Origin of the sequence: Streptomyces sp. NPDC052687 (assembly GCF_040678395.1) — a bacterium.
Lineage (GTDB): Bacteria > Actinomycetota > Actinomycetes > Streptomycetales > Streptomycetaceae > Streptomyces.
Map to the genome: position 1 here is coordinate 1 of NZ_JBFATR010000021.1, position 24,167 is coordinate 24,167.

The following is a 24,167-nucleotide window of genomic DNA, read 5'->3' on the forward strand; positions in this document are numbered from 1 at the left end:
GGCCGGGGCCTCGGCGGCGGGCGCCGGAGCCGGGGCCGGGGCGGCGGCCGGAGCGGCACCCGGGGCGCCGATGACGGCCAGCTTGGCGCCGACCTCCGCGGTCTCGTCCTCGCCGACGACGATCTCCAGCAGCACGCCGGAGGCCGGGGCGGGGATCTCGGTGTCGACCTTGTCGGTGGAGACCTCGAGCAGCGGCTCGTCGGCCTCGACGGTGTCGCCGACCGACTTCAGCCAGCGGGTGACGGTGCCCTCGGTGACGGACTCGCCGAGCGCGGGCAGCACCACGTCGGTGCCCTCGGCGGAGCCGCCGCCGGAGGCGGCCTCGGCGGTCGGGGCCGGGGCGGGGGCGGACTGCTCGGTGGACGGCTGAGCGGCCGGGGCCGGCTCGGGGGCCGGCGGGGCGACCTGCTCGGCGGCGGGCGCCTGCTCGGCGGCCGGAGCCGGAGCCTCGGCGGGGGCGCCGGTGCCGTCGTCGATGATCGCCAGCTCGGCGCCCACCTCGACGGTCTCGTCCTCGGCGACCTTGATGGAGGCCAGGACACCGGAGGCCGGGGCCGGGATCTCGGTGTCGACCTTGTCGGTGGAGACCTCGAGCAGCGGCTCGTCGGCCTCGACGCGCTCACCCTCGGCCTTCAGCCAGCGGGTGACAGTGCCCTCGGTGACGCTCTCGCCGAGCGCCGGAAGGGTTACGGAAACCGCCATGGTTTCGGTTGCTCCTAACGAATTGCGGAAGTCTGTGTCGTCGCGCCCAGTGACCGAGGGGGTCAGTCGTGGGAGTGCAGCGGCTTGCCGGCCAGGGCCAGGTGGGCCTCGCCGAGGGCCTCGTTCTGCGTCGGGTGGGCGTGGATGAGCTGGGCCACCTCGGCCGGCAGCGCCTCCCAGTTGTAGATCAGCTGGGCCTCGCCGACCTGCTCGCCCATCCGGTCGCCGACCATGTGGACGCCGACCACGGCACCGTCCTTGACCTGGACGAGCTTGATCTCGCCCGCGGTCTTCAGGATCTTGCTCTTGCCGTTGCCCGCCAGGTTGTACTTCAGAGCGACGACCTTGTCCGCGCCGTAGATCTCCTTCGCCTTGGCCTCGGTGAGACCGACGGAGGCGACCTCCGGGTGGCAGTACGTCACCCGCGGGACACCGTCGTAGTCGATCGGGACGACCTTCAGACCGGCCAGCCGCTCCGCCACCAGGATGCCCTCGGCGAAGCCGACGTGCGCGAGCTGGAGGGTCGGGACCAGGTCGCCGACCGCGGAGATGGTCGGGACGTTGGTCCGCATGTACTCGTCGACGAGGACGTAACCGCGGTCCATGGCGACCCCGGCCTCCTCGTAGCCCAGGCCCTGCGAGACCGGGCCGCGGCCGACGGCCACCAGCAGCACCTCGGCCTCGAACTCCTTGCCGTCGGCCAGGGTGACCTTCACACCGTCCTGGGTGTACTCGGCCTTCTCGAAGAAGGTGCCCAGGTTGAACTTGATGCCACGCTTGCGGAAGGCGCGCTCCAGCAGCTTGGAGCTGTTCTCGTCCTCGACCGGGACGAGGTGCTTCATGCCCTCGATGATCGTGACGTCCGAGCCGAAGGACTTCCACGCGGAGGCGAACTCGACGCCGATGACGCCGCCGCCCAGGATGATCGCGGACTTCGGCACGCGGTCCAGGACGAGGGCGTGGTCGGAGGAGATGATCCGGTTGCCGTCGATCTCCAGGCCCGGCAGCGACTTCGGCACGGAGCCGGTCGCCAGCAGCACGTGGCGGCCCTGGATCCGCTGACCGTTGACGTCCACGGAGGTGGGGGAGGACAGCCGGCCCTCGCCCTCGATGTACGTCACCTTGCGCGAGGCGACCAGACCCTGCAGGCCCTTGTACAGGCCCGAGATGACCTCGTCCTTGTACTTGTGCACGCCCGCGATGTCGATGCCCTCGAAGGAGGCCTTGACACCGAACTGCTCGCTCTCGCGGGCCTGGTCGGCGATCTCGCCCGCGTGCAGCAGGGCCTTGGTGGGAATGCAACCCCGGTGCAGGCAGGTGCCGCCGACCTTGTCCTTCTCGATCAGGGCGACGTCCAGGCCCAGCTGCGCCCCGCGCAGGGCCGCGGCGTAACCACCGCTACCACCGCCGAGGATCACTAGGTCGAAAACGGTGCTGGCGTCGTTCGCCACGTCACGTCCTCCATGCATGTGCGCCACGCCGGTCAGCGGTGACCGGTCGGCGGCTGGTGTCCGGCCGCTCGTTCTTCGGCCCTTAGGTGGGGGCCCTGTCCTGCCGTGCCCCATCTTCGCACTAGTCCGCCCTTGACGAGACGCGGGGCCGGGGTGTGAGACGTAGCACGTTCACGTCTGGACGGGGGGAGGGGACTGACCCCAGGGGCGCGGGGCCGTGTCGATATGCGGCTCCGCCGCGTGGGCGCGACCAGCCCCCCACGCCCCTGAGGCCGCCCTGCAACGGACGCACCCCACTCAGTGGGCGAACGTCACCCGAGATCACCCGCGGCCGTCAGCTCCGCGAGCCGCACCAGCGTCCGCACACCGGACCCGGTGCCGCCCTTCGGCGTGTACCCGAAGGGTCCGCCCTCGTTGAACGCCGGCCCGGCGATGTCCAGGTGCGCCCAGGTGATCCCCTCGCCGACGAACTCGCGCAGGAACAGACCGGCGACCAGCCCGCCGCCCATCCGCTCACCCATGTTGGCGATGTCCGCGACCGGCGAGTCCATGCCCTTGCGCAGGTGCTCCGGCAGCGGCATCGGCCACGACTCCTCGCCGACCTCCTGAGCGGCCTCCACGATCGCCGCGCGGAACGCGTCGTCGTTGGCCATCACACCGAAGGTGCGGTTGCCCAGGGCCAGCACCATCGCGCCGGTCAGCGTCGCCACGTCCACGATCGCGTCCGGCTTCTCCTCGGACGCGGCCCACAGCGCGTCGCCCAGCACCAGCCGGCCCTCGGCGTCGGTGTTGAGCACCTCCACCGTCTTGCCGCTGTACATGCGCAGCACGTCACCGGGGCGCACCGCGGAGCCCGACGGCATGTTCTCGGCGAGCGCCAGCCAGCCGGTGACGTTCACCTCCAGGCCGAGGCGCGCGGCGGCGACGACCGCGGCGAAGACCGCCGCCGCGCCGCTCATGTCGCACTTCATCGTCTCGTTGTGGCCGGCCGGCTTCAGCGAGATGCCGCCCGAGTCGTAGGTGATGCCCTTGCCGACGAAGGCGAGGTGCTTCTTCGCCTTGGAGTGCTTGTACGTCAGCTTCACCAGGCGCGGCGCGGACGCGGAGCCGCCGCCGACGCCGAGGATGCCGCCGTAGCCGCCCTTGGCGAGCGCCTTCTCGTCGAGCACCTGCACCTTGATGCCGTGCTCCTTGGCCGCGGCCTGGGCGACGGCGGCGAAGGCCTCCGGGTTGAGGTCGTTGGGCGGGGTGTTGACCAGGTCGCGGGCACGGTTCAGCTCCTCGACGACGGCGGTGGCGCGCTCCAGGGCGGCCTTGTACGCCTTGTCGCGGGGCTTGCCGCCGAGGATCGCGGCCTCGGCGAGCGGCGCCTTGCCGTCCTTGTCCTTGGCGGCGCCGCCCGCCTGGCGGCCGCTGTCCTTGTAGGCGTCGAAGGTGTACGCGCCGAGCAGCACGCCCTCGGCGACGGCGCCGAGCGCGGCGGCGTCGGCGACCGGCAGGGCGAAGGCGGCCTTCTTCGTGCCGGTCAGGGCGCGGGCGGCCACACCGGCGGCGCGGCGCAGCGCCTCGGCGTCGTACTCGCCGTCCTCGTCCGGCTGCGTGCCCAGGCCGACCGCCACCACGAGCGGCGCCTTGAAGCCGTCGGGTGCGGGCAGCTTGGTCACCTCGCCCTCGGCGCCCGAGGCGCCGAGGGTCTCCAGGAGGCCGGCGAGCCGGCCGTCGTAGGCCTGGTCCACGGCCTCGGCGCCCGGCGCGACGGCGAGCCCCTTTCCGCCCCTCGGGCTCTTGGCGACACCGATCACGAGGGCGTCGGCGCGCAGGCCGGCCGCCGCGGCGGTGCTGAGAGTGAGAGCAGTCACGGTGGTGATTTCTCGCTTCCGATGTGAAGTTGCCTTGGCCGAACAGGGTGGGTCGGCCGGGCCCGACAGCCGACCTTAGATCCGGCCCTGTGTGGTGGTCTCAACCGGGTCCGCGTCACTGCGGCGCGCACCTGGGACGAGAGACTACGCGCGCGGGTTCGTTCGCTCACGCCTGCGGGCGTTCACCTGTGAGTGGCGTCGTGGCCATTTCCCGATCCTCGCACTCCATGAACTGGGTCACACTCGTCGGGTTCCGGTGAGCCCCGTGCTCGCCGCTTTGCATGATTTCCACATGATCCTCCGTGGCCGGTTCACCGGAGAGCCGCACCTTCCGCGCGGCACCGAGGGCATGGAGGATCTTCTGGGGGGAGGAACCACCATGGCGCCACGCGCGCGCACAAGGAGAGAAACGGTCGCCGTGACGGCGGCCGCCGCACTGATGACGCTCGGGCTGGGGGCACCCGGCGCGTCGGCGGCCGGCGAGCCGCGGATCGACCTGCGGGTGCTGGTGGTGGACAACGGGGACAGCCCCGTCAGGGCCATCACCGCGCAGCTGCGGGCCACCGGCGTCCCGTACACCACGATCGACCTGACCGACCCGGGCCGGCCCACCGTCACCCCCGCGTTCCTCAGCGACACGGTGAACGGCACACCCCGCGCCAGGTTCCAGGGCGTCGTCCTGCCGAACGAGGCCCCGTTCGGCGCGGGCTCCGCCGAGCAGACCGCGCTGGAGAGCTACGAGCGGACGTACGGCATCCCGCAGGTCGACGCCTACACCTGGGCCCACCCCGGAGTCGGCCTCGACTACACCAGCGAGGGCGGCTGGGCGGGCGCCCTCGACGGGCGCGAGGCGACCGTCACCGCGGCCGGCAGGGCACGCTGGTTCGGCTACCTCGACGGCGCCCTCGCCTTCGAGGACAACGACCCGGCAGTCCAGGAGAGCTACGGATACGTGGCCCGGCCACGGGAGGGCTTCACCAGCTACGTCGACATCCCCGTGCCCGGCGCCACCGGCCGCGGCAGCCTCGTCGGCGAGTACGCCCACGACGGGCGGCGCGAACTGGTGGTGACGTTCGCCTACAACGCGCACCAGCGGCAGTTCCGGGTGCTGGCCCGCGGCGTCGTCGAATGGCTGACCCAGGGCGTCCACCTGGGCCGGGACCGCAACCACTTCGCGGTCCACGTGGACGACGTCTTCGCCCCCGACGCCCGCTGGGACACCGAGCGCAACTGCACCCCGGGCGACATCGACTGCGCGGGCGGCGGCGAGGACACCACCACGCCGATCCGGATGACCGCCGCCGACGCGGCCTACGCCGCCCAGTGGCAGCGCGAGCGCGGCTTCACCCTCGACATGGTCTACAACGCCGGCTCCGGCGAGCGGTGGAAGGCCGAGCACGGCGGCACCGACCCGCTCACCGACCGGCTGCTCGCCGACAGGGCGCAGTACCGCTGGATCAACCACACCTACACCCACCCCTTCCTGGGCTGTGTGCAGGACACCTCGACCGTGCCGTGGAGCTGCGCGAAGAACGCCGACGGCAGCACCCGGTACATGAGCCGCGCCGAGATCGCCGCGCAGATCCGCGACAACCACCAGTGGGCCCTGGCCAAGGGCCTCCCGGTCGACCGCACCGAGCTGGTCACCGGCGAGCACTCCGGCCTGAAGACCCTGCCGCAGCAGCCCGAGGACAACCCGAACCTGGCCGGCGCCCTCGCCGACACCGGCGTCAAGTGGATCGCCTCGGACAACTCCCGCGAGCCGGAACAGCGCCCGGTGGGCGCCGCGCAGACCGTCCCGCGCCACCCGATGAACGTTTACTACAACGTCGGCACCGAGGCCGAGATGACCGACGAGTACAACTGGGTCTACACCTCGAAGGCGGACGGCGGCAGCGGCGTCTGCGAGAACAACCCCACCTCCACCTGCCTCGACGAGCCGCTGGACGTCTCCACCGGCTACGACACCCACATCGTCCCGCAGGAGGCCCGTATCGCCCTGGGCCACGCCCTCGGCAACGACCCGCGCCCGCACTACGTGCACCAGTCCAACCTGGCCGAGGAACGCATCCTCTACCCCGTCCTGGACAAGGTCCTCGCCGACTACCGGGCCCTGTTCGCCGACAACACCCCGCTGGAGAACCCGCGGCACAGTGCGATCGGCACCGAACTGACGCGCCGCGCCGCCTGGCGGACGGCCATCGCGAACAACCAGGTCACCGCCTACCGCATCGGCGACACCGTGACCGTCAGGGCACCGTCCGGCACCCGGATCCCGGTGACCGCCCCCGAGGGCACGAGGAAGCAACTTCCCCTCGGCACCACACCGTTCGGCACCCCGTACGCGGGCGCCCGCTCGGCATGGACGGCACCCGAGGCCCTGCAATCCGCGGTCACGCTGAAACTGCCGTAAGAGGAATCTCCTAACGAGCGCGGGGAACTGCGCGACCGGACCGCGACGGCCCGCGGCCGGACGACGAGCAGCAGTTCCCCGCACGGATTCCGCACAACAGGGGGGAAGCCGCGCAGCGATGCGTACCGGACGTCACGTCACCATGCTCACCGAAGGCACCTACCCGCATGTCCACGGCGGCGTCAGCACCTGGTGCGACCAGCTCGTCAAGGGCATGCCCGAGGTCGACTTCCACCTCGTCTCGCTCACCGGCAGCGGCCGGGAACCCGTGACCTGGGAACTGCCGCCCAACGTCCGCCGGCACACCACCGTGCCGACCTGGGGCCCGCGCCCCGGCAGCCGCCGCCCGCCGCACGGCAGGGCCCGCCGCCGCTTCGTCGACGCCTACGAACAGCTCCTGCTGTCCTTCCTCGACCCGGAATCGCCCTGCGACTTCGGCGAGGCCCTCACCGAGCTGGCCCGCCTCGCCCGCGCCGGCCGCCTGTCCGCCGCGCTGCGCACCGAGACCGCGCTGCGCTCGCTGATGTGGATATGGACGATGCCGCACCTGCCGACCGCGGCCGCCCGCCCCACCGTGCACGACGCGCTCACCGCCACCGACCTGCTGGAACACGCGCTGCGCCCGCTGGGGACCCGGATCCAGGAGAACTCGGTGGCGCACGCCGTGAGCAGCGGCCTCGCCACCCTCCCCGCGCTCGCCGCCCGCCACCTCGACGGTGTGCCGTTCCTCCTCACCGAACACGGCATCTACCTGCGCGAGCGCTATCTCGGCTACCGCCAGGAGCCCCAGCGCTGGCCCGTGAAGGCCTTCATGCTCGGCTTCTGGCGCGCGCTCACCTCGCACGGCTACCGCTCCGCCGACCTGATCACCCCGTGCAACCAGTACAACCGCCGCTGGGAGGAGCGCGGCGGCGCCGACGCGGGCAAGATCCGCACCGTCTACAACGGCGTCGACCCGGCCGCCTTCCCGCACGCCGGACCCGAACCCGGCGTCCCCACCCTCACCTGGTGCGGCCGCGTCGACCCGATCAAGGACCTGGAGACCCTGATCCGCGCCTACGCCCTGGTCCGCGCCGAGATCCCGCGGACCAGGCTGCGCCTGTTCGGCCCGGTCCCGCCCGGCTGCGAGGACTACCGGACCGGGCTGGAGAAGCTCGCCGCCGAACTCGGCGTCAGCGACGGCCTCACCTTCGAAGGCCGCGTCAGCGAGGTCTGGCGCGCCTACGCCGCCGGTCACATCGTCATGCTGTCCTCCATCTCGGAGGGTTTCCCGTTCTCCCTCATCGAGGCCATGTCCTGCGGCCGCACGACCGTCTCCACGGACGTCGGCGGCGTCCGCGAGGCGGTCGGCGACACCGGGCTGGTGGTGCCGCCGCGCGAACCGGAGAAGATGGCCGCCGCCGCGCTCACCCTGCTCCACGACCACGAACGCCGCCGCCGCCTCGGCGAACTGGGCCGCCAGCGGGTCATCGACCGCTTCACCCTGCGCCGCTCCGTGGACAACTTCCGCACCGTCTACCGGGAACTGGCGGGCGCCCCCGAGGTGTACGAGCCGACGGTCGAGACGGTCGCCGACTGGACCCTGGAGCTGCGCGACCCCTGGTACGCCGCCGTCGCGACGGACGGGGCCGGCTGGTGAGCGGCAGCGTCTGGCTGCCCCCGGGCGCGCGCCCCGACAGCCTGCCCGCGGTCCCCCGGCAGCGCGCCATCCCCAGCTGGGCGGAGCCCGACCCGGTCGACGAACTCGCCGGACGCCTGGAGGACTTCATAGCGGCGGCCGTCCACCCCGACGAGATCGCCGCGCTGCTGGAGTCCGACGGCCTGTCCGACGACCGGATACGCGAGCGGTACGGCGTGAAGGACTCCTTCGCGCTCGCCGAGGAGCTGTACGCGCGCGTGGAGCGCGGCCACCCCGAACCCGACGGCCCCGCCCACGACCCCTGGCGGGCCGGCCTGGCGGGCTGTCTGCTGCGCGGCGTGGTCTTCGCCCTGCCGGGCCTCGCCTACGTCCTCGGCGGGCCCTTCCTCGCCGGCCCGGACGGCGACTTCGGGCTCCCGGCCGGCACGGTCCCGCTGCTCGCGGGCGCCCTCACCGGCTGGACGTGGAACCAGGGTCTCGCCCACCGCGCCTACTCCTGGCTCGGCCTCGGCGACCGCTCGGCCGCCCGCCGCTGCCTCCTGGTGGGCGCACCCCTCGGCGCGCTGCTCGGCGCGCTGACCGCGCTCGCCGTCGCGGGCACCGCGCACCCGGCCGCCGTCGGGTTCGCCGCGGGCCAGTCCTGCTATCTCGGCGCGGCCACCGCCCTGCTGGTCATGGGCCGCGAACGGGCCCTGCTCCTCGCGCTGCTGCCGATGGCGGCCGGAGCGGTGGCGGCCCTGGTCACCGAGGTTCCCGAGCCCACCCGGATCACCCTGCTGCTCGGCTCGCTCGGCGTGGTCGCGGCGCTCGGCCTGCTGGAGGTGGCGCCCGCGCTGCGCGAGCTGGGCGAGGGCAACTGGACGGCCGGCCTGACGGCGCTGCTCCCCTTCGGGCCGCTGGGCCCGCTCGAACACCGCGCCGGCGGCCCCCGGCTCACCGCGTCGCTGCCGTACGCCCTGTTCGGCCTCGGCAGCGGGGTCCTCGTGCTGTACGCGGCGCTCGGCGACGTACTGGCCGGCGAGGCGCACAGCGCGGTCGCCGCGCCCGCCGCGGTGGCGCTCACCCTCAGCATGGGCCCCGCCGAATGGCTGCTGTACCGCTTCCGCAGCGGCAGCCTCGCCGGACTGCGCTCCACCGGCACCCCGCGCGCCTTCCGGCGGGCGACCGCGCTGGTCGTCGCCCGCTGCCTGGCCGGCTATCTCGCCGCCCTGTCCGCCCTGGCCCTCACCGCCGCGGCCCTGTGGCCGCACCCCCAGGGCTCGCCCGGGTCCGCGGCCTTCCTCGACCAGGGCGGTGCCCTCCTCGGCGTCCGTCTGGCCGGGCTCCTGCTGCTCGGGGTGGTGCTGTGGACCGGGCTGCTGCTCCAGTCGTTCGGCGCGATCCACGGCGCGGCGGCGGTGTGCTGCGCGGCCGCCCTCGTCCAGACCCTCGCGCTGGTCACCCACACCGGTGCGCCGCACTGGGTCGCCGTGACCGTCCACGGCGTGGCCGCCGCCGTCCAGGCGGCGCTGGTCTGCGCCCTGCTGGGGAGGGCGACCGCGCACCGATGAGCACCCTGCTGGTCCCGTACTACGAGCACCCGTCCGTCCGGCCCGCCGAGTGGGACGCGATCGTCGCCGCCGCGCCCCGCCTGTACGGGGTGGTCCTCAACCCGGCCAGCGGCCCCGGCGAGGCGCCCGACCCGGCGTTCGCCGAGGTCGCCGCCCGGCTGCGGGCGGCCGGCACCCGGGTGCTCGGCTACGCCGACACCGACTACGGCCGCCGACCGCACGCCGACGTGGCCCGCGACCTCGGCCGCCACCGCGCCTGGTACGGCACGGACGGCGCCTTCCTCGACCAAGTGGCCGCCGGAGTCGAGGAGTTCGCCCACTACCGCCACCTGGCGAGCGCCGCCTGGGCGGCCGGGTACACCACGATCACCCTCAACCACGGCACCGAACCCCACCCCTGCTACGCCCGCGTCGCCGACCTCCTCGTCACCTTCGAGGGCGACTGGACGGCGTACCGCGCGGGGCCCCGGCGGCCCTGGCCCGGCACCGGCGCCCGCGTCTGCCACCTCGTCCACGGCGTCCCGGCGGGCGTCGACCTGGCCGCGACCGCCCGCGAGCGGGGCGCGAGCGTGCACTGCGCGGTGCCCGGCACGGGGGATCATCCCTGGGGAACACTGCCGCACACCCTGGAGCCCCGCCGGTGAGACGTCCGATCCTGCTGCTCGCCCTGCTGCTGCTCGTCGCGGGCTGCACCTCCGCCCCCGACGACAAACCGGACCGGCCGTCCGGGGAGCGCTGGCAGCCGCGCCCCGGCACCCCCTGGCAGTGGCAGCTCAGCGGCCGCCTCGACCCGACGGTCGACGTGCCGGTGTACGACATCGACGGCTTCGACCACGACGCGGACGCCGTCGCGGACCTGCACCGCCGGGGCCGCAAGGTGATCTGCTACCTGTCCACCGGCGCCTGGGAGGAGTTCCGCCCGGACGCAGACAAGTTCCCGAAGGCGGTGCTGGGCAAGGGCAACGGCTGGCCGGGCGAGCGCTGGCTCGACATCCGCCGCACCGACGTCCTGGAGCCGCTGATGGCGGCCCGGCTCGACATGTGCCGCGACAAGGGCTTCGACGCGGTCGAGCCGGACAACATGGACGGCTACCGCAACCGCACCGGCTTCCCCCTCACCGCCGCCGACCAGCTCCGCTACAACCGGCTCCTCGCCCGCCTCGCCCACGAGCGGGGCCTCGCGGTGGGCCTGAAGAACGACCTCGACCAGATCCCGGAGCTGGTCGGCGACTTCGACTTCGCGGTGAACGAGCAGTGCGCCCAGTACCGCGAGTGCGACGCCCTCACCCCGTTCATCGAGGCGGACAAGGCCGTCTTCCACGTGGAGTACGAGCTGTCCACGCGCAGCTTCTGCCCCGAGGCGCGGCGGCTGCGGCTCAGCTCGATGCTGAAGCGGTACGAGCTGGGGGTGTGGCGCCGGGCCTGCTGACCCCCGGTGTCAGCCGAGGGCGAGGACGACCAGCGCCGTCGTCGCCGCCGTCTCGGCGAGCCCGCCGAACACATCACCGGTCACCCCGCCGAACCGGCGCGTACAGTGCCGCAGCAGCAGCTCCGACGCGGCGACGGCCAGCACCACCGCCAGCACCGCGCGGCCGGCGTCGTACGCCCCGAGCAGCGCGCCGCCGCCCGCCGCCGCCCCGAGCACCAGCAGCGCGACGAGCGCGGCCCCCGCCCGCGGCACGACCCCGGCGACCGCCGCGCCCAGCCCTTCCGGGCGCGCGGCCGGCACCCCGGTGCGGGCGGCCAGGGTCAGCGCGAGCCGGGCGGCGGCCGCCGACACGACCGCGGCGAGCGCGCCGCGCGCCCACGAGCCGCCGTAGGCCTCGGCGAGCGCGGCCACCTGGGCGAGCAGCACGAAGAGGAGGGTGATCACGCCGAACGGCCCGATGTCCGACTGCTTCATGATCCGCAGCGCGTCCTCGGCGGGCTTGCCGCTGCCCAGCCCGTCCGCGGTGTCGGCCAGCCCGTCCAGGTGCAGCCCCCGGGTCAGCACGGCCGGTACGGCGGCGGAGGCCACGGCGGCGAGCAGGGGACCGGCGCCCAGCAGCAGGAGCGCCACCCCGGCCGCCGCGGCGAGGGCGCCGACGACCAGCCCGGCGACCGGCGCGCACAGCATCCCGCCCCGGGCGGCCGCCCGGTCCCAGCGGGTCACCCGCACCGGCAGGACGGTGAGCGTGCCGAAGGCGAAACGGAGGCCGTGCAGGGACGGAACCGGAGAGATCGAGGACACGCCGGAAGGCTACGCGACGGCCCGCACGGCATTCCGGGGCCCGGGCTTCCCCGGACGGCGCCCGAGGGAGAACCGGGTCAGACTGGGACGCATGGGGCAGTGGCTGCAACGGAACATCATCGAGCCCGGCAAGCTCCCCCTCCTGCTCGCCCTCGCCGCCTTCGTGCTGACCTTCCTGATCACCCGGCTGATCACCCGCCTGATCCGGGCGGGCAAGGGGCCCTTCGGCAACGTCCAGGGGGCGGGCGGCCTGCACATCCACCATGCCGTCCCCGGCGTCGTGCTCACGGTCGTCGGCGGCTTCGGCGCGGTGGCCAGCGGACGGGAGGGGCTCGGGCCGGTCCTGTGGGCGGTGACCTTCGGGGTCGGCGCGGGGCTGGTCCTCGACGAGTTCGCGCTGATCCTCCACCTCGACGACGTGTACTGGAGCGAGGCGGGCCGCAAGAGCGTCGAGGTCGTGGTGGTGACGGTGGCCCTCGTCGGCCTGGTCCTGTCCGGCTTCTCCCCGTTCGGGGTCGACGGCGTCGACGAGGAGGAACGCCAGGGCCGCGGCACCGTCATCTCCACCGTCGCCGGGAACTTCGTCTTCTCCCTGGTCGCCCTCTACAAGGGCAAGCTGCGCATGGCCCTGTTCGGCACGATCGTGCCGCTGCTCGCCCTGATCGGCGCGGTCCGCCTGGCCCGCCCCGGCTCCCCGTGGGCCCGCCGCTTCTACGCCCGCCGCCCGCGCGCCCGCGCGCGCTCCGCGCTGCGCGCCTACCGTCACGACCGCCGCTGGACGGGCCCCGCCCGCAAGGTGCAGGACTGGATCGGCGGCGCGCCCGACGAGCCCGTCCGCGCCCTCGACCACCGCTGACGTCCCGCCTCCAGCGCGCACAGCGCCGACACCGCCGCGATCGCCGCGAGATGCTCCTTGCCGGCCAGGTTCTCCTTCACGATCACCTCCGCCACCATCGCCGCGGTCACCGCGCCCGCCGTCGCGTACGCGCGGTACCGGCAGCCCACGTACACCGCGAGCCCCACCACCGCCGCCGACGGCCCGGTGTCCACGACCCACGCGTCCGACGCGGGCAGCCCCACCGGGGTGTGCGGGCCGAGCGCGATGCCCAGCCGGGCGTACAGCGTCCCGGCGAGCGTCGCGGCGTAGGCCAGCGCGAGCGTGCGGCGGCGGCCGAGACAGATCTCCGCGACACCGAAGACGACCAGGATCTGCGCCAGCGCGCCCCACACCGGCAGGTCGAGGGCCGGGACGAAGAGGGACAGGGGCGTGCGCAGCAGCGCGAGCCACAGCGGATCCGCGGCGCGCACGGTGCCGGTGGCCTGCACGAAGCCGTAGCCCGACGAGGTGCCGTGCACGGCGTGCAGGACGGCGGTCAGGCAGACCGCACCGGCGGTCAGCGGGACGGCCGCGAACCGCCGCCGCGGCAGCGGTTCGCGCAGGGCCGCGCAGAGCGGTCCCCATTCGGCGCGGGCGAGGCGGGCGAGCGTGTTCATCGCCCGGGAAGACCGCGCCGACGGGGAAGACGTTGCGCGAAACCGACGTGAGCCGGGTCCCTCACTCCGCGGCGGCTTCGGCCTTCTGCCTCGCGGCTGCCTCGGCCGCTCGCTGTCCGGCCTTCACTGTGCGGCGGCCTCGGCGTCCTGCCTCGCGGCGGCCTCGGCCGCTGGCTGTCCGGTTTTCACTCCGCGGCGGCTTCGGCGTCGTCCCTCGCGGTGGCCTCGGCCGCTGGCTGTCCGGTTTTCACTCCGCAGCGGCTTCGGCGTCGTCCCTCGTGGCTGCTTCGGCCGCTCGCTGTCCGGCCTTCACTGTGCGGCGGCCTCGGCGTCCTGCCTCGCGGCGGCCTCGGCCGCTGGCTGTCCGGCCTTCTCCGCGCTCGCCTCGGCGGCCTCGGCCTCCTGCTGCCCCGTCTTCACTCCGCGGCGGCCTCGGCGTCCTCCTTCTCGGCGGCCCCGGCCGCTGGCTGCCCGGTCTTCTCCGTGCCCGTCTCGGCGGGCTCGGCCTCCTGCTGCCCGGCCTTCTCGGCGGGCTTCTCGGGCAGCTCGGCCGCCAGCGCCGCCGCGGCCTGCACCAGCGGCAGCGCGAGCACACCGCCCGCGCCCTCGCCGACCGTCAGCCCGTGGCTCAGCAGCGGCTCCAGCGCCATCCGGTCCAGCGCCTTCGCCTGCCCCGGCTCCCCGCTGTCGTGCGCGGCCAGCCACCAGTCCGGCGCCCGGAACGCGACCCGCTGACCCACCAGGGCGCACGCGGCGGCCACCACCCCGTCCAGGACGACCGGCAGCTTCCGTACGGCGCTCTGCAGCAGGAACCCGGTCATCGCGGCCAGGTCCGCGCCGCCGACCGTCGCCAAGAGCTTGAGCTGGTCCCCGAGCACCGGCCGGGCGCGGCGCAGCGCGTCCCGGATCGCGGCGCACTTGCGCATCCACGCCAGGTCGTCGATGGCGAGGCCGCCGCGCCCGGTGACCACCGAGGCGTCGGTGCCGCACAGCGCGGCCACGAGCACCGCCGCGGCCGTGGTGCCGCCGACGCTGACGTCGCCGAGGACCACCAGGTCCGTCCCCGAGTCGGCCTCCTCGTCGGCCACCGCCACCCCGGCGCGGAACGCGGCCTCCGCCTCCTCGGTGGTGAGCGCGTCCTCGATGTCGATCCGCCCGCTGCCGCGCCGCACCCGGTGCCGCACCACGTCCTCGGGGAACAGCCCCGGGTCGCAGTCCAGCGCCATGTCCACCACCCGCACCGGCACCCCGAGCCGCCGGGCCAGCACCGCCACCGGGCGGGCGCCCTCCAGCACCTCGCGGACCAGCTCGTGCGCGCTGCCCGCGGGCCGCGCCGAGACGCCCAGCGCGGCGACCCCGTGGTCACCGGCGAACAGCACCACCCGCGGCCGTTCGACCGGCCGTACCACCGCGGTTCCCTGCGCCGCGGCCAGCCACTCACCCAGGTCGTCGAGGCGGCCCAGCGATCCGGGCGGCACGATCCGGCGCTCCCGGCGCGCCTCGGCGTCCCGGCGCAGCCCACCGTCGGGGCGCTCGATCAGATCGGTGAAGTCGTCGAGATTAAGCGAGCTCATTCGCCGAACAGTACCGGCACCGGCCGAACGGGGCGGGGCCGCCGGGGCACCACGCGGTCACCACGTCGTTGCACCCTAGATCGCCATCCCATACGTTCCCTTTGCCTGTGTACACGCATGTGTCCGGGTATGCATGCGTGCGTACGTGTATGTACCTGTGATGCCCGCGTCCATGTACCTGGATGCCCGCGTCCGTCCCGGGAGCCGCCGATGCCGTCCACGCCCTCCGCCCCGCACGTGGGCGCCCGCCGCCGGGCCGCCTGCCTCGCCGAACTCGCCCATGGCACCGAACGGTTCCACGAACCGCGCCGCGAGGACTGCCCCTGGTGCGGGTCCCGTGACCTGCGGACCCGGTTCACCGCCTCCGACCCCCTGCAGGGCAGACCCGGCACCTTCACCGTCGACCGGTGCGAGGCGTGCGGGCACGTCTTCCAGAACCCCCGCCTCACCCCCGAGGGCATGGCGTTCCACTTCCGCTACGCGCAGCCCGGCCCCGCCCGCGTCCGCCGTACCCGGCGCCGGCTGCGGGCCACCGCCCGCGTGATGCTGCCGTACGGCGAACCGGAGGGCTGGCTCGACGTCGGCACCGGCAACGCCGACTTCCCGGCGGCGGCCCGCGCGTTCTTCCCGTACACCGCGTTCGACGGGCTCGACCCCAGCCCGCGCGTCCTGAAGGCCGCCGAGGCGGAACGCCTGGACGAGGCCTACGTCGGCCGGCTGACCACCCGCGCCGTGACCGGCCGGCTGCGCGCCCGCTACGACGTCGTCAGCCTCCTGCACCAGCTGCACCGCAGCCCCGACCCGCGCGCCGACCTGCACGCGGCCCTCGGCCTGCTCCGCCCCGGCGGCCGGATCCTGATCGAGCTGCCCGACCCGACCAGCCTCTTCGCCCCCTTCCTCGGCCGCTGGTGGCTGCCCCACACCCAGCCCCGCCACCTGCACCTCATCCCCCCGGCCAACCTCCGCGCGGAACTGGAGCAGCACGGCTGCCGGATCCTGCGCACCGACCGCCTGCACGCCCCCTACGACCTGTCCGTGGCGACGACCCTGCTCCTCGCCCACCTGCTGCCGTGCCCCGACGCCCCGTGGCGCCCCCTCCCTCCGACCGAGGCCCAGCGCGCGCTGCGCGCCGCCCTGTCCGCGGCGACGGCCCCGATGACCGTGGCGGCCGCCGCGGCGGACCACGCGCTGGCCCCGCTGCTCCGCCACACGGGCTTCTCCAACACCTACCGGGTGATCGCCCAGGCCCCGTACCGGCCACGGACCTGAGCCCCACGGGCCTGAGCCCCCACGGGCCTGAGCCCCCACGGGCCTGAGCCGCGGTCCCCGGGGGGCGGTCCCGGGGCACGGGTGGCGCCCGGCCGCACGCGTCACCCCGCCGCACGCGTCACGCCGCGTCCGCGCTCAGCCGCGCAGCACCAGGGCCTGCCCCGCCACCACCAGCAGCACCTGCTCGCACTCGGCGGCCACCGCCGCGTTCAGCCGCCCCAGCTCGTCCCGGTACCGCCGCCCCGACGCGGTCGCCGGCACGATCCCCGACCCGACCTCGTTCGACACCGCGACCACCACCCGCCGTGCCTCCCGCACCGCCCCGGCCAGCTCCCGCACCCGCTCCCGCAGCGCCCGCTCGCCCCCGCCGGCCCACTCCGCGTCGTCCCACGCCCCGACCGCGTCCATCGCGTCGGTCAGCCACAGCGACAGACAGTCGACCAGCAGCGGCGGCCCGTCGTCCTTCAGCAGCGGCACCAGGTCGCACGTCTCCACCGTCCGCCACGACCCCGGCCGCCGCTCCCGGTGCGCCGCCACCCGCGCCGCCCACTCACCGTCCCCGCCGCGCGTCCCGCCCGTGGCGACGTACACGACGTCCGGGAACGCCTCCAGCCGCCGCTCCGCCTCCACCGACTTCCCGGACCGCGCCCCGCCCAGCACCAGGGTCCGCCGCGGCACGTCGGGCACGTCCTCGTACGCCCCCACGATCAGCGTCGTCCCGTCCGGCACCGCCCGCGCCCCCGCCGCCGCCAGCCGGCGCGCCAGCTCGGCCCCCGGCGGCACATCGTGGTCGAGGTGGACGGCGACCACGTCCGTCGTCGGCCCCACCGCCCCGACCGCCCGCAGCCGCGCCAGCGCGTCCGGCCGCCCCACCACATCCGCCAGCACCATGTCGTACGGCTCCGCGTGCGCGGTGCCCTCCTCCAGACCGGCCGGCGCGCCCCCGGGCGGCAGATACAGCAGCCGGTGCCCGTCCGGCCCGGTCACCGCGTAACCGGTGCCCGGCGCGTCCAGCGCCACCGCCCGCACCCGATGCCCCGTCAGCAGCGCCAACTCCCGCCCGTCCGGCACCCGGCCGGGCTGCGGCAGCCCCGCCGGCACCTCTATGGCGGGCCCGTCGTGCGGATGGGAGAGCAGCACCTGCCGCACCCCGCCCAGCGACCGGCCCGCCCGCGCCGCCGCGAACGCCGCCCCCGGCGTCAGGTCCAGCAGCAGCGCCCCGTCCAGGAGCAGCGCGGTCGCCGCCCGCGCGTCGGGCCCCAGCGCGGTCGCGCAGACCGCGCAGGGACAGTCGGGGCGGGGCAGTCCCGCGGGGGCACCGGTGCCGAGCAGAGTGAGTTCCACGGACCCGATTTTCCCGGCTCCCCGCAGGTCTTGCGCGTCCGGCTAGGCTCAGGGCAGGAGCCGGACCAAGATCCGGGCCCACTGCTCAGCTGGTGCCGACACCTGGGAGGCGTACATGGCGGCATGGACGTGGCGGTTCGAGAAGGCCGACGGGACGGAGGTCCAGCCCGCGGTGCAGCCCGAGGAGTTCACCACGCAGGGCGACGCCGAGTCGTGGATCGGGGAGCACTGGAAGGACCTGCTCGACGGGGGAGCGGACCAGGTACGGCTGTTCGAGGACGGCGCGGAGATCTACGGCCCGATGAGCCTGCACGCCGAAGAGGCCGCGCAGGAGTCGTAGCCGCGGGCCATCGCGCCAGAGGCGGGCGGGGCGGTCCGCGCCGGGCCGCCCGTCTCACTGCTCGCCCAGCGTCACGTCCACCGTCTTCTCGGCCCCGTCGCGGCTGTACGTCACGGTGGTCCGCTCGCCCGGCCGCAGCTCGGCCAGGGCCTCCTGCAGCGAGGTGATGGTGGTGATGTCCGCGTCGCCCAGCCGTACGATGACGTCCGAGGGCCGCAGGCCCGCCCGGTCGGCCGCCCCGCCGTCGCGCACCTCCACGATGGCCACCCCGACCGGCCGATAGGCGCGGTTGACGACGGTGCGCCCGGTGATGCCGAGCGCCGCCCGCCCCGAGTCGGTGACCCGGCCCTCCCGGACGATCTGGTCGGCGACCGTGCGCACCATCGACGACGGGATCGCGAACCCGATGCCGGGCGCGGCGCCCTCGCCGAGGCCGGGATCGGTCGCGGCGAGCGTCGGGATGCCGATGACCTGCCCGTCGAGGTCGACCAGCGCGCCGCCGCTGTTGCCCGGGTTGATCGCCGCCGACGTCTGCACCATGTTCGCGAGGGTCGCGCCGGTGCCGCCGCCGTCGCCGGGCTCGGTGACGGTCCGTCCGGTCGCCGACACGATGCCCTGCGTCACGCTCGACGACAGCCCGAGCGGCGACCCCATCGCCAGCACGATCTGGCCCACCTCCACCTCGGCGGAGTCCCCGAAGACCGCCGGGCGCAGCCCCTGCGGGGGCCGGTCCAGCTTCACCACGGCCAGGTCCTGCTCGGGATAGGAGAAGACCAGCCGGGCGGCGAGCCGCTCCTCGCTGTTGGCGGTGGTCACCTGGAAGTCGCGCTGGTCACCGACGACATGCGCGTTCGTGACGATGTGGCCGTCGTCGTCGTAGACCACCCCGGAGCCCAGGTCCTCGCGGCCCTGGATCTGCACGACCGACGGCAGGACGTCGCGGATCACCCGCTGGTAGTCGTTCTGCAGATCGCCCGCGGCGGCCGGCGCCGCGGCCCGCGCGGTCGTCCGCCCGGCCGTTCCCCCGGCCCGGACGGCCGCCCCGCCGTCACCGGTGCATCCGGCGAGCAGGACCCCGACCACGCCGACGACACCGACGACCCGGCCGAGACCGACGACCCGGCCGAGACCGACGACCCGGTCAACGCCGACGACCCGGTCAACCCCGACGACCCGGTCAACCCCGAGACCACCGAGCACACCGAGCGGTCCGCGCGGCGGGCCCGCGGCCCGGCGCGGCGCCCGCAGAGGATCAGCTTCCATGCCCCGAGTCTGGCGCCGGGGCCGGGGCAGCGGCCCGCGCTGTACGCCCGAACGGGCTCAGCCGCGCACGCCGCACAGATGCAGCAGCGCCGCGACCCCCCGGTACGGGTCCGTCCGGCCCGCGCGTTCCTCCACCGCCAGGAGTGTCTCCAGATCGGCCGGCGCCTGCGCGCCGTCGGCCGCCGTGTCCGTGAACACCCGCACCCCGTACCAGGCGTGCAGCGGCGCCCCGATCCCGGCGAGCGTGTCGGTCAGCGTGCTCAGCCGGTCGGCCCGCACGTCGAGCCCCAGCCGGTTGCGGTAGGCGGTGGTGTCGAAGGCGGCCAGCGCACCCGCCCAGTCCCCGGACAGCCCCGGCCGCATCGCCAGCGCGTCCCCGTTGCGCACCAGCAGCGACAGCAGCCCGCCCGGCGCCAGCACCCGGGCCAGCCCCGCCAGCAGCGGATCCGGCTCCTCGACGTACATCAGCACCCCGTGGCAGAGCACCACGTCGAAGCTGCCCGGCACGAAGTGGACGCCCGTGTCCCGGCCGTCGCCCTGGATGATCCGCATCCGCTCCCGGATGCCCTCGGGCTCGCCGGCCAGCGCCTCACGCGCCGCGGCGATCATCGTCGGGTCCTGCTCCAGGCCGGTGATCTGGTGCCCGGCGCGGGCCAGCCGCAGCGCCTGGGTGCCCTGGCCCATCCCCACGTCGAGCACCCGCAGCCGCTGCCCGACCGGGAACCGCCCGGCTATCTGCTCCTCGAGCTGCCGGGCGACCAGCTCCTGTCGTACGACATCACGCAGGCCGCCCACCTTGCTGAGCCAGGCGTCGGCCGCACCCCCGGTGAACGGCGCAGCGCTCAGGGTCGCTCCCCGCGCTTGACCTGCGGCTTCGGCAGCCGAAGCCGGCGCATCTGGAGGGAGCGCATCAGCGCGTAGGCGACGGCGCCGCGCTTGTTGTCGTCCGGGAAGCGCTCGGCGAGCCGCTTCTTCAGGCGGAAGCCGGTGACGAACGAGTCCAGCACGATCAGCACGATCACCACGAGCCACAGCAGCAGCGCGATGTTCTGCAGCGCCGCCACCCGCACCATGCTCAGCACCAGGATGACCACGGCCATCGGCAGGAAGAACTCCGCGATGTTGAACCGCGCGTCGATAAAGTCGCGGGCGAAGCGGCGGACCGGGCCCTTGTCACGGGCCGGCAGATACCGCTCGTCACCGCCGGCCAGCGCCTGGCGCTGCCGCTCCAGCGCGGCACGGCGCTCCTCGCGGGCCCGCTTGGCGGCCTCCTTGCGCGTCAACGACGTGTTGGCCACACTGCGGCGCTGCGACTGGGCCTCGCTGCGCTTGGGCGTGGGGCGGCCCTTGGGGGCCTGCGGGTCACGGGGCTGCTTGGAGACGGTCACCTGCGCCTTGTCGGCGACGGTGGCCTTCTCTTCCTTGGCACGGCTACGGAACACAAAAGCCAAGGGTACGGGGTGCCCGGGGTTGGACCCCAGCCCCACGGGGAACGATCCGGCAACACCGGACGTCTGTAAGGGGACAGAGGGGACGATGCGTACGCCTCGGAACCCTGAGGGACCCCTGGGGCGCATCCGGGGATCACCTCCTCCCTACGCCGGAGCGGGTGGCTCCTCAGTCGTCCTCGGGGATGAGCGCATCCGCGCCCGAACAGTGCGGTAATGGAAGCAGGGCCCGTACTGTGGGTTCTGTCGCAGAGCTGGAGCCGGAGTCGGTCAGAAGGGGGCGCGCGAAGCCCATGAGCGGTGTCATGAAGCGTATGGGGATGATCTTCCGCGCGAAGGCGAACAAGGCCCTGGACCGGGCCGAGGACCCGCGCGAGACCCTCGATTACTCGTACCAGAAGCAGCTGGAGCTGCTCCAGAAGGTCCGCCGCGGCGTCGCGGACGTGGCCACCTCCCGCAAGCGCCTGGAACTCCAGCTGAACCAGCTGCAGCAGCAGTCCGCCAAGCTGGAGGACCAGGGCCGCAAGGCGCTCGCGCTGGGCCGCGAGGACCTGGCCCGCGAGGCGCTCTCCCGCCGCGCCGCGCTCCAGCAGCAGGTCACCGACCTGGAGACGCAGCACGCCACCCTCCAGGGCGAGGAGGAGAAACTCACTCTGGCGGCCCAGCGGCTCCAGGCCAAGGTCGACGCCTTCCGCACCAAGAAGGAGACGATCAAGGCGACGTACACCGCGGCCCAGGCGCAGACCCGGATCGGCGAGGCGTTCACCGGCATCTCCGAGGAGATGGGCGACGTCGGCCTGGCCATCCAGCGCGCCGAGGACAAGACCGCCCAGCTCCAGGCCCGCGCCGGTGCCATCGACGAACTGCTCGCCTCCGGCGCCCTCGACGACCCCACCGGCATGGCCAAGGACGACATCCAGGCCGAGCTGGACCGGCTCTCCGGTGGTACGGATGTAGAGCTGGAGCTGCAGCGCATGAAGGCCGAGCTGGCCGGAGGCACGTCGGGTGACCGGCAGGCCATCGAGGGCGGCGACGCCCAGCAGCAGCCCCGGCAGCAGCCGCAGGACACCCCGCGGTTCGACAAGCAGTAGGGGCCCACGCCGAGGAGGGCGTCATGATCGTACGGATCATGGGGGAGGGGCAGGTGGAGCTGGCCGACAGCCACCTCGCCGAGCTGAACGGGCTGGACGAGGAGCTGCTGGCCGAGATGCAGCAGGGCGACGGCCCCGGCTTCCGCCGCACTCTGCACGCCCTCCTGGACCGCGTCCGGGAACTGGGGACGCCCCTGCCCGACGACTCCCTCGAACCGTCCCAGCTGATCCTGCCGTCCCCCGACGCGACCCTGGACGACGTCCGCGAACTCCTCTCCGAGGACGGCCTCATCCCCTAGGGGGTGTCTCGCCGATCATGCCGGATCAGCGAGACACCCCTAGTGACCCGCCGGGCCGGGACGGCAGCCCCGGCGTCCGGCCCGGCTCGGGAGGGTCGCGGGACGGCAGCCCCGGCGTCCGGACCGGCTCGGGAGGGTCGCGGGACGGCCGGCCCGGCCGGATCCGGGCCGTGCCCGGCTACCGTGGACCACCGTGAGCACCCTGGAGCGCGTCCGGCACGGACTCAAGGCCCACCCCATGGCGCTGGACGCCATCCTGGCCGCCGGAGTGCTGGCCTGCATGGTGGCAGGGTCCTTCGTGGACCCGCACGGCAAGGACGGCGTCACCTGGGGACTGCGCTCCCCGGACGCGCTGAGCCTGCTCCTGATGGCCCTCGGCGCCGCCGCGCTGGTGCTGCGCCGCCGCCTCCCCCGCACCGTCCTCGCCCTCACCGGCTGCGTCTCCCTCGTCGAGTCCGTCACCGGCGACCCCCGCGCGCCCGTCGCGATGTCCGCCGTGATCGCCCTCTACACCGTCGCCTCCACCACCGACCGCCCCACCACCTGGCGCATCGGCCTGCTCACCATGACCGTGCTCACCGGCGCCGCCATGCTCGCCGGCCCGCTGCCCTGGTACGCCCAGGAGAACCTGGCGATCTTCGCCTGGACCGGCATCGGCGCCACCGCGGGTGACGCCGTCCGCAGCCGCCGCGCCTTCGTCCAGGCCATCCGGGAACGCGCCGAGCGCGCCGAACGCACCCGCGAGGAGGAGGCCCGTCGCCGGGTCGCCGAGGAACGCCTGCGCATCGCCCGCGACCTGCACGACGTCGTCGCCCACCACATCGCCCTGGTCAACGTGCAGGCCGGAGTCGCCGCCCACGTCATGGACAAGCGCCCCGACCAGGCCAAGGAAGCCCTCGCCCACGTCCGCGAGGCCAGCCGCTCCGCCCTGAACGAGCTGCGCGCCACCGTCGGCCTGCTCCGCCAGTCCGGCGACCCCGAGGCCCCCACCGAACCCGCCCCCGGCCTCGACCGGCTCGACGAACTCGTCGGCACCTTCCGCAACGCCGGGCTGCGCGTCGAGGTCGCCCGCGCCGACCACGGCACCACCCTGCCCGCCGCCGTCGACCTCGCCGCCTACCGGCTCATCCAGGAAGCCCTCACCAACGTCCGCAAACACGCCGGTACGGAGGCGAAGGCCGAGGTCAGCGTGGTGCGGGTGGGCCCGCGCATCGAGATCACCGTCCTCGACGACGGGGCCGGCGAACACCCCCCGCCGGAAGGCGGCGGCCACGGCCTGCTCGGCATGCGCGAACGCGTCACCGCGCTGCGCGGCACCCTCACCACCGGTCCCCGCTACGGCGGCGGCTTCCGCGTCCATGCGATCCTGCCGGTCGACAACCGCTCCGGCACCGAGGGGGAGGCCGGATGACCCGCGCCGACCGGCGCGGGCCCAGCGCCGAGGGGGAGCCCGTATGACCGTCCGCGTCCTGCTCGCCGACGACCAGGCCCTGCTGCGCAGCGCCTTCCGCGTGCTCGTCGACTCCGAGCCGGACATGGAGGTGGTCGGCGAGGCCTCCGACGGGGCCGAGGCGGTGCGGCTGGCCCGGGAGCACCGCCCGGACGTCGTGCTGATGGACATCCGTATGCCCGGCACCGACGGGCTGGCCGCCACCCGCCTGATCACCGCGGACCCGGCGCTCGCCCACGTCCGGATCGTCATCCTGACGACCTTCGAGGTCGACGACTACGTCGTGCGGTCCCTGCGGGCCGGCGCCTCCGGCTTCCTCGGCAAGGGCAGCGAGCCGGAGGAACTGCTGAACGCGATCCGCGTCGCGGCCGGCGGCGAGGCCCTGCTCTCCCCGGCCGCCACCAAGGGCCTGATCGCCCGCTTCCTCGCCCAGGGCGGCGACGGCGCCGACGGCGACCCGGACCCGGCCCGCTCCGACCGGCTCGACGCGCTCACCGTCCGCGAGCGCGAGGTGCTCGTCCAGGTCGCCGGCGGCCACTCCAACGACGAGATCGCCGAACGCCTGCAGGTCAGCCCGCTCACCGTGAAGACCCACGTCAACCGGGCCATGGCCAAGCTGGGCGCCCGCGACCGGGCCCAGCTCGTGGTGATCGCCTACGAGTCCGGTCTGGTCCGTCCAAGGGTGGACTGACCGCCGTACGGCGCTACTCCAGCCGCAGTATGCGCGGGATAAGGAAATGGACCTGGGGGC

Annotated in this window: 22 protein-coding genes; 12 read left to right on the forward strand and 10 right to left on the reverse strand. The window is 74.4% G+C overall.

Annotated elements, in window-relative coordinates; all coding sequences use genetic code 11:
* From AB0K92_RS18550 to AB0K92_RS18560, 3 genes are all read right to left on the reverse strand, one after another.
* A partial coding sequence (locus AB0K92_RS18550) for a biotin/lipoyl-containing protein (protein WP_365924138.1) occupies positions 1 to 702 on the reverse strand: 702 nt, incomplete at its 3' end.
* A gap of 62 nt (positions 703 to 764) precedes the next feature.
* Positions 765 to 2,153 (reverse strand): dihydrolipoyl dehydrogenase, encoded by a 1,389-nt coding sequence (gene lpdA, locus AB0K92_RS18555; protein ID WP_365924140.1) that lies wholly within the window; start codon positions 2,151 to 2,153, stop codon positions 765 to 767.
* A gap of 311 nt (positions 2,154 to 2,464) precedes the next feature.
* Positions 2,465 to 4,012, reverse strand: a complete 1,548-nt coding sequence (locus tag AB0K92_RS18560) for a leucyl aminopeptidase (protein WP_365924141.1) — start codon at positions 4,010 to 4,012, stop codon at positions 2,465 to 2,467.
* Positions 4,013 to 4,451: 439 nt separating this feature from the next.
* On the opposite strand from AB0K92_RS18560, the gene AB0K92_RS18565 reads away from it, so the two are divergent.
* The 5 genes from AB0K92_RS18565 (at position 4,452) to AB0K92_RS18585 (ending at position 11,043) form a co-directional block, all read left to right on the forward strand.
* A complete protein-coding gene (locus AB0K92_RS18565) occupies positions 4,452 to 6,425 on the forward strand; it encodes a hypothetical protein (protein WP_365924269.1) in 1,974 nt (657 codons plus the stop codon).
* Positions 6,426 to 6,543: 118 nt separating this feature from the next.
* Positions 6,544 to 8,064: a GT4 family glycosyltransferase PelF gene (pelF, locus tag AB0K92_RS18570; RefSeq protein WP_365924143.1), complete on the forward strand. Its 1,521-nt coding sequence runs from the start codon at positions 6,544 to 6,546 to the stop codon at positions 8,062 to 8,064.
* Positions 8,061 to 9,614 (forward strand): hypothetical protein, encoded by a 1,554-nt coding sequence (locus tag AB0K92_RS18575; protein WP_365924145.1) that lies wholly within the window; start codon positions 8,061 to 8,063, stop codon positions 9,612 to 9,614. The genes pelF and AB0K92_RS18575 overlap by 4 nt, the downstream gene beginning before the upstream one ends.
* Complete coding sequence (locus AB0K92_RS18580; protein WP_365924147.1) at positions 9,611 to 10,258, forward strand: spherulation-specific family 4 protein; 648 nt, start codon at positions 9,611 to 9,613, stop codon at positions 10,256 to 10,258. The genes AB0K92_RS18575 and AB0K92_RS18580 overlap by 4 nt, the downstream gene beginning before the upstream one ends.
* Positions 10,255 to 11,043: an endo alpha-1,4 polygalactosaminidase gene (locus AB0K92_RS18585; protein ID WP_365924149.1), complete on the forward strand. Its 789-nt coding sequence runs from the start codon at positions 10,255 to 10,257 to the stop codon at positions 11,041 to 11,043. The genes AB0K92_RS18580 and AB0K92_RS18585 overlap by 4 nt, the downstream gene beginning before the upstream one ends.
* A gap of 9 nt (positions 11,044 to 11,052) precedes the next feature.
* Here AB0K92_RS18585 and AB0K92_RS18590 read toward each other — a convergent pair whose 3' ends face one another.
* A complete protein-coding gene (locus AB0K92_RS18590) occupies positions 11,053 to 11,835 on the reverse strand; it encodes an adenosylcobinamide-GDP ribazoletransferase (protein ID WP_365924271.1) in 783 nt (260 codons plus the stop codon).
* A 100-nt stretch (positions 11,836 to 11,935) separates the two neighbouring features.
* Here AB0K92_RS18590 and AB0K92_RS18595 point away from each other — a divergent pair, with 100 nt between their 5' ends.
* Positions 11,936 to 12,700 carry a hypothetical protein gene (locus AB0K92_RS18595; RefSeq protein WP_365924151.1) on the forward strand — a complete coding sequence of 255 codons (765 nt, stop codon included), beginning with the start codon at positions 11,936 to 11,938 and terminating at the stop codon, positions 12,698 to 12,700.
* Here AB0K92_RS18595 and AB0K92_RS18600 read toward each other — a convergent pair.
* Entirely contained in the window at positions 12,607 to 13,338 is a 732-nt protein-coding gene (locus AB0K92_RS18600; protein WP_365924153.1) for a hypothetical protein, read from the reverse strand. The genes AB0K92_RS18595 and AB0K92_RS18600 overlap by 94 nt on opposite strands.
* A gap of 416 nt (positions 13,339 to 13,754) precedes the next feature.
* Complete coding sequence (gene cobT, locus AB0K92_RS18605) at positions 13,755 to 14,912, reverse strand: nicotinate-nucleotide--dimethylbenzimidazole phosphoribosyltransferase (RefSeq protein ID WP_365924155.1); 1,158 nt, start codon at positions 14,910 to 14,912, stop codon at positions 13,755 to 13,757.
* 210 nt (positions 14,913 to 15,122) lie between these two features.
* On the opposite strand from cobT, the gene AB0K92_RS18610 reads away from it, so the two are divergent.
* Complete coding sequence (locus AB0K92_RS18610) at positions 15,123 to 16,181, forward strand: class I SAM-dependent methyltransferase (RefSeq protein WP_365924157.1); 1,059 nt, start codon at positions 15,123 to 15,125, stop codon at positions 16,179 to 16,181.
* A gap of 135 nt (positions 16,182 to 16,316) precedes the next feature.
* Here AB0K92_RS18610 and AB0K92_RS18615 read toward each other — a convergent pair whose 3' ends face one another.
* The gene (locus AB0K92_RS18615; RefSeq protein ID WP_365924159.1) at positions 16,317 to 17,525 is read right to left on the reverse strand and encodes a bifunctional adenosylcobinamide kinase/adenosylcobinamide-phosphate guanylyltransferase; all 1,209 of its coding nucleotides are present in this window, start codon (positions 17,523 to 17,525) and stop codon (positions 16,317 to 16,319) included.
* Positions 17,526 to 17,640: 115 nt separating this feature from the next.
* Between AB0K92_RS18615 and AB0K92_RS18620 the strand changes: the two genes are divergently transcribed.
* Positions 17,641 to 17,865 (forward strand): hypothetical protein, encoded by a 225-nt coding sequence (locus tag AB0K92_RS18620; RefSeq protein ID WP_365924161.1) that lies wholly within the window; start codon positions 17,641 to 17,643, stop codon positions 17,863 to 17,865.
* A gap of 54 nt (positions 17,866 to 17,919) precedes the next feature.
* Here the strand turns inward: AB0K92_RS18620 and AB0K92_RS18625 are convergent, their stop codons facing one another.
* The 3 genes from AB0K92_RS18625 to AB0K92_RS18635 form a co-directional block, all read right to left on the reverse strand.
* Positions 17,920 to 19,128: a trypsin-like peptidase domain-containing protein gene (locus AB0K92_RS18625; RefSeq protein WP_365924163.1), complete on the reverse strand. Its 1,209-nt coding sequence runs from the start codon at positions 19,126 to 19,128 to the stop codon at positions 17,920 to 17,922.
* A 57-nt stretch (positions 19,129 to 19,185) separates the two neighbouring features.
* Positions 19,186 to 19,890, reverse strand: a complete 705-nt coding sequence (locus AB0K92_RS18630; protein WP_365924273.1) for a methyltransferase domain-containing protein — start codon at positions 19,888 to 19,890, stop codon at positions 19,186 to 19,188.
* An 80-nt stretch (positions 19,891 to 19,970) separates the two neighbouring features.
* Positions 19,971 to 20,615 carry a DUF3043 domain-containing protein gene (locus AB0K92_RS18635; protein WP_365924165.1) on the reverse strand — a complete coding sequence of 215 codons (645 nt, stop codon included), beginning with the start codon at positions 20,613 to 20,615 and terminating at the stop codon, positions 19,971 to 19,973.
* Positions 20,616 to 20,890: 275 nt separating this feature from the next.
* Between AB0K92_RS18635 and AB0K92_RS18640 the strand changes: the two genes are divergently transcribed.
* The 4 genes from AB0K92_RS18640 (at position 20,891) to AB0K92_RS18655 (ending at position 24,107) form a co-directional block, all read left to right on the forward strand.
* Positions 20,891 to 21,667: a PspA/IM30 family protein gene (locus tag AB0K92_RS18640; protein ID WP_166004787.1), complete on the forward strand. Its 777-nt coding sequence runs from the start codon at positions 20,891 to 20,893 to the stop codon at positions 21,665 to 21,667.
* A 23-nt stretch (positions 21,668 to 21,690) separates the two neighbouring features.
* The gene (locus AB0K92_RS18645; protein WP_365924167.1) at positions 21,691 to 21,966 is read left to right on the forward strand and encodes a hypothetical protein; all 276 of its coding nucleotides are present in this window, start codon (positions 21,691 to 21,693) and stop codon (positions 21,964 to 21,966) included.
* 193 nt (positions 21,967 to 22,159) lie between these two features.
* Positions 22,160 to 23,377: a sensor histidine kinase gene (locus AB0K92_RS18650; RefSeq protein ID WP_365924169.1), complete on the forward strand. Its 1,218-nt coding sequence runs from the start codon at positions 22,160 to 22,162 to the stop codon at positions 23,375 to 23,377.
* Positions 23,378 to 23,420: 43 nt separating this feature from the next.
* Positions 23,421 to 24,107 carry a response regulator transcription factor gene (locus AB0K92_RS18655; RefSeq protein ID WP_165998951.1) on the forward strand — a complete coding sequence of 229 codons (687 nt, stop codon included), beginning with the start codon at positions 23,421 to 23,423 and terminating at the stop codon, positions 24,105 to 24,107.
* The last annotated feature ends 60 nt before the right edge of the window (positions 24,108 to 24,167 follow it).

Coding starts and splice junctions, on each gene's coding strand:
- AB0K92_RS18580 (WP_365924147.1), top strand. CDS start 9,611: ATGAGCACCCTGCTGGTCCCGTACTACGAGCACCCGTCCGTCCGGCCC.
- cobT (WP_365924155.1), bottom strand. CDS start 14,912: ATGAGCTCGCTTAATCTCGACGACTTCACCGATCTGATCGAGCGCCCC.
- AB0K92_RS18600 (WP_365924153.1), bottom strand. CDS start 13,338: ATGAACACGCTCGCCCGCCTCGCCCGCGCCGAATGGGGACCGCTCTGC.
- AB0K92_RS18610 (WP_365924157.1), top strand. CDS start 15,123: ATGCCGTCCACGCCCTCCGCCCCGCACGTGGGCGCCCGCCGCCGGGCC.
- AB0K92_RS18625 (WP_365924163.1), bottom strand. CDS start 19,128: ATGGAAGCTGATCCTCTGCGGGCGCCGCGCCGGGCCGCGGGCCCGCCG.
- pelF (WP_365924143.1), top strand. CDS start 6,544: ATGCGTACCGGACGTCACGTCACCATGCTCACCGAAGGCACCTACCCG.
- AB0K92_RS18655 (WP_165998951.1), top strand. CDS start 23,421: ATGACCGTCCGCGTCCTGCTCGCCGACGACCAGGCCCTGCTGCGCAGC.
- AB0K92_RS18640 (WP_166004787.1), top strand. CDS start 20,891: ATGGGGATGATCTTCCGCGCGAAGGCGAACAAGGCCCTGGACCGGGCC.
- AB0K92_RS18645 (WP_365924167.1), top strand. CDS start 21,691: ATGATCGTACGGATCATGGGGGAGGGGCAGGTGGAGCTGGCCGACAGC.
- AB0K92_RS18565 (WP_365924269.1), top strand. CDS start 4,452: ATGACGCTCGGGCTGGGGGCACCCGGCGCGTCGGCGGCCGGCGAGCCG.
- AB0K92_RS18620 (WP_365924161.1), top strand. CDS start 17,641: ATGGCGGCATGGACGTGGCGGTTCGAGAAGGCCGACGGGACGGAGGTC.
- AB0K92_RS18595 (WP_365924151.1), top strand. CDS start 11,936: ATGGGGCAGTGGCTGCAACGGAACATCATCGAGCCCGGCAAGCTCCCC.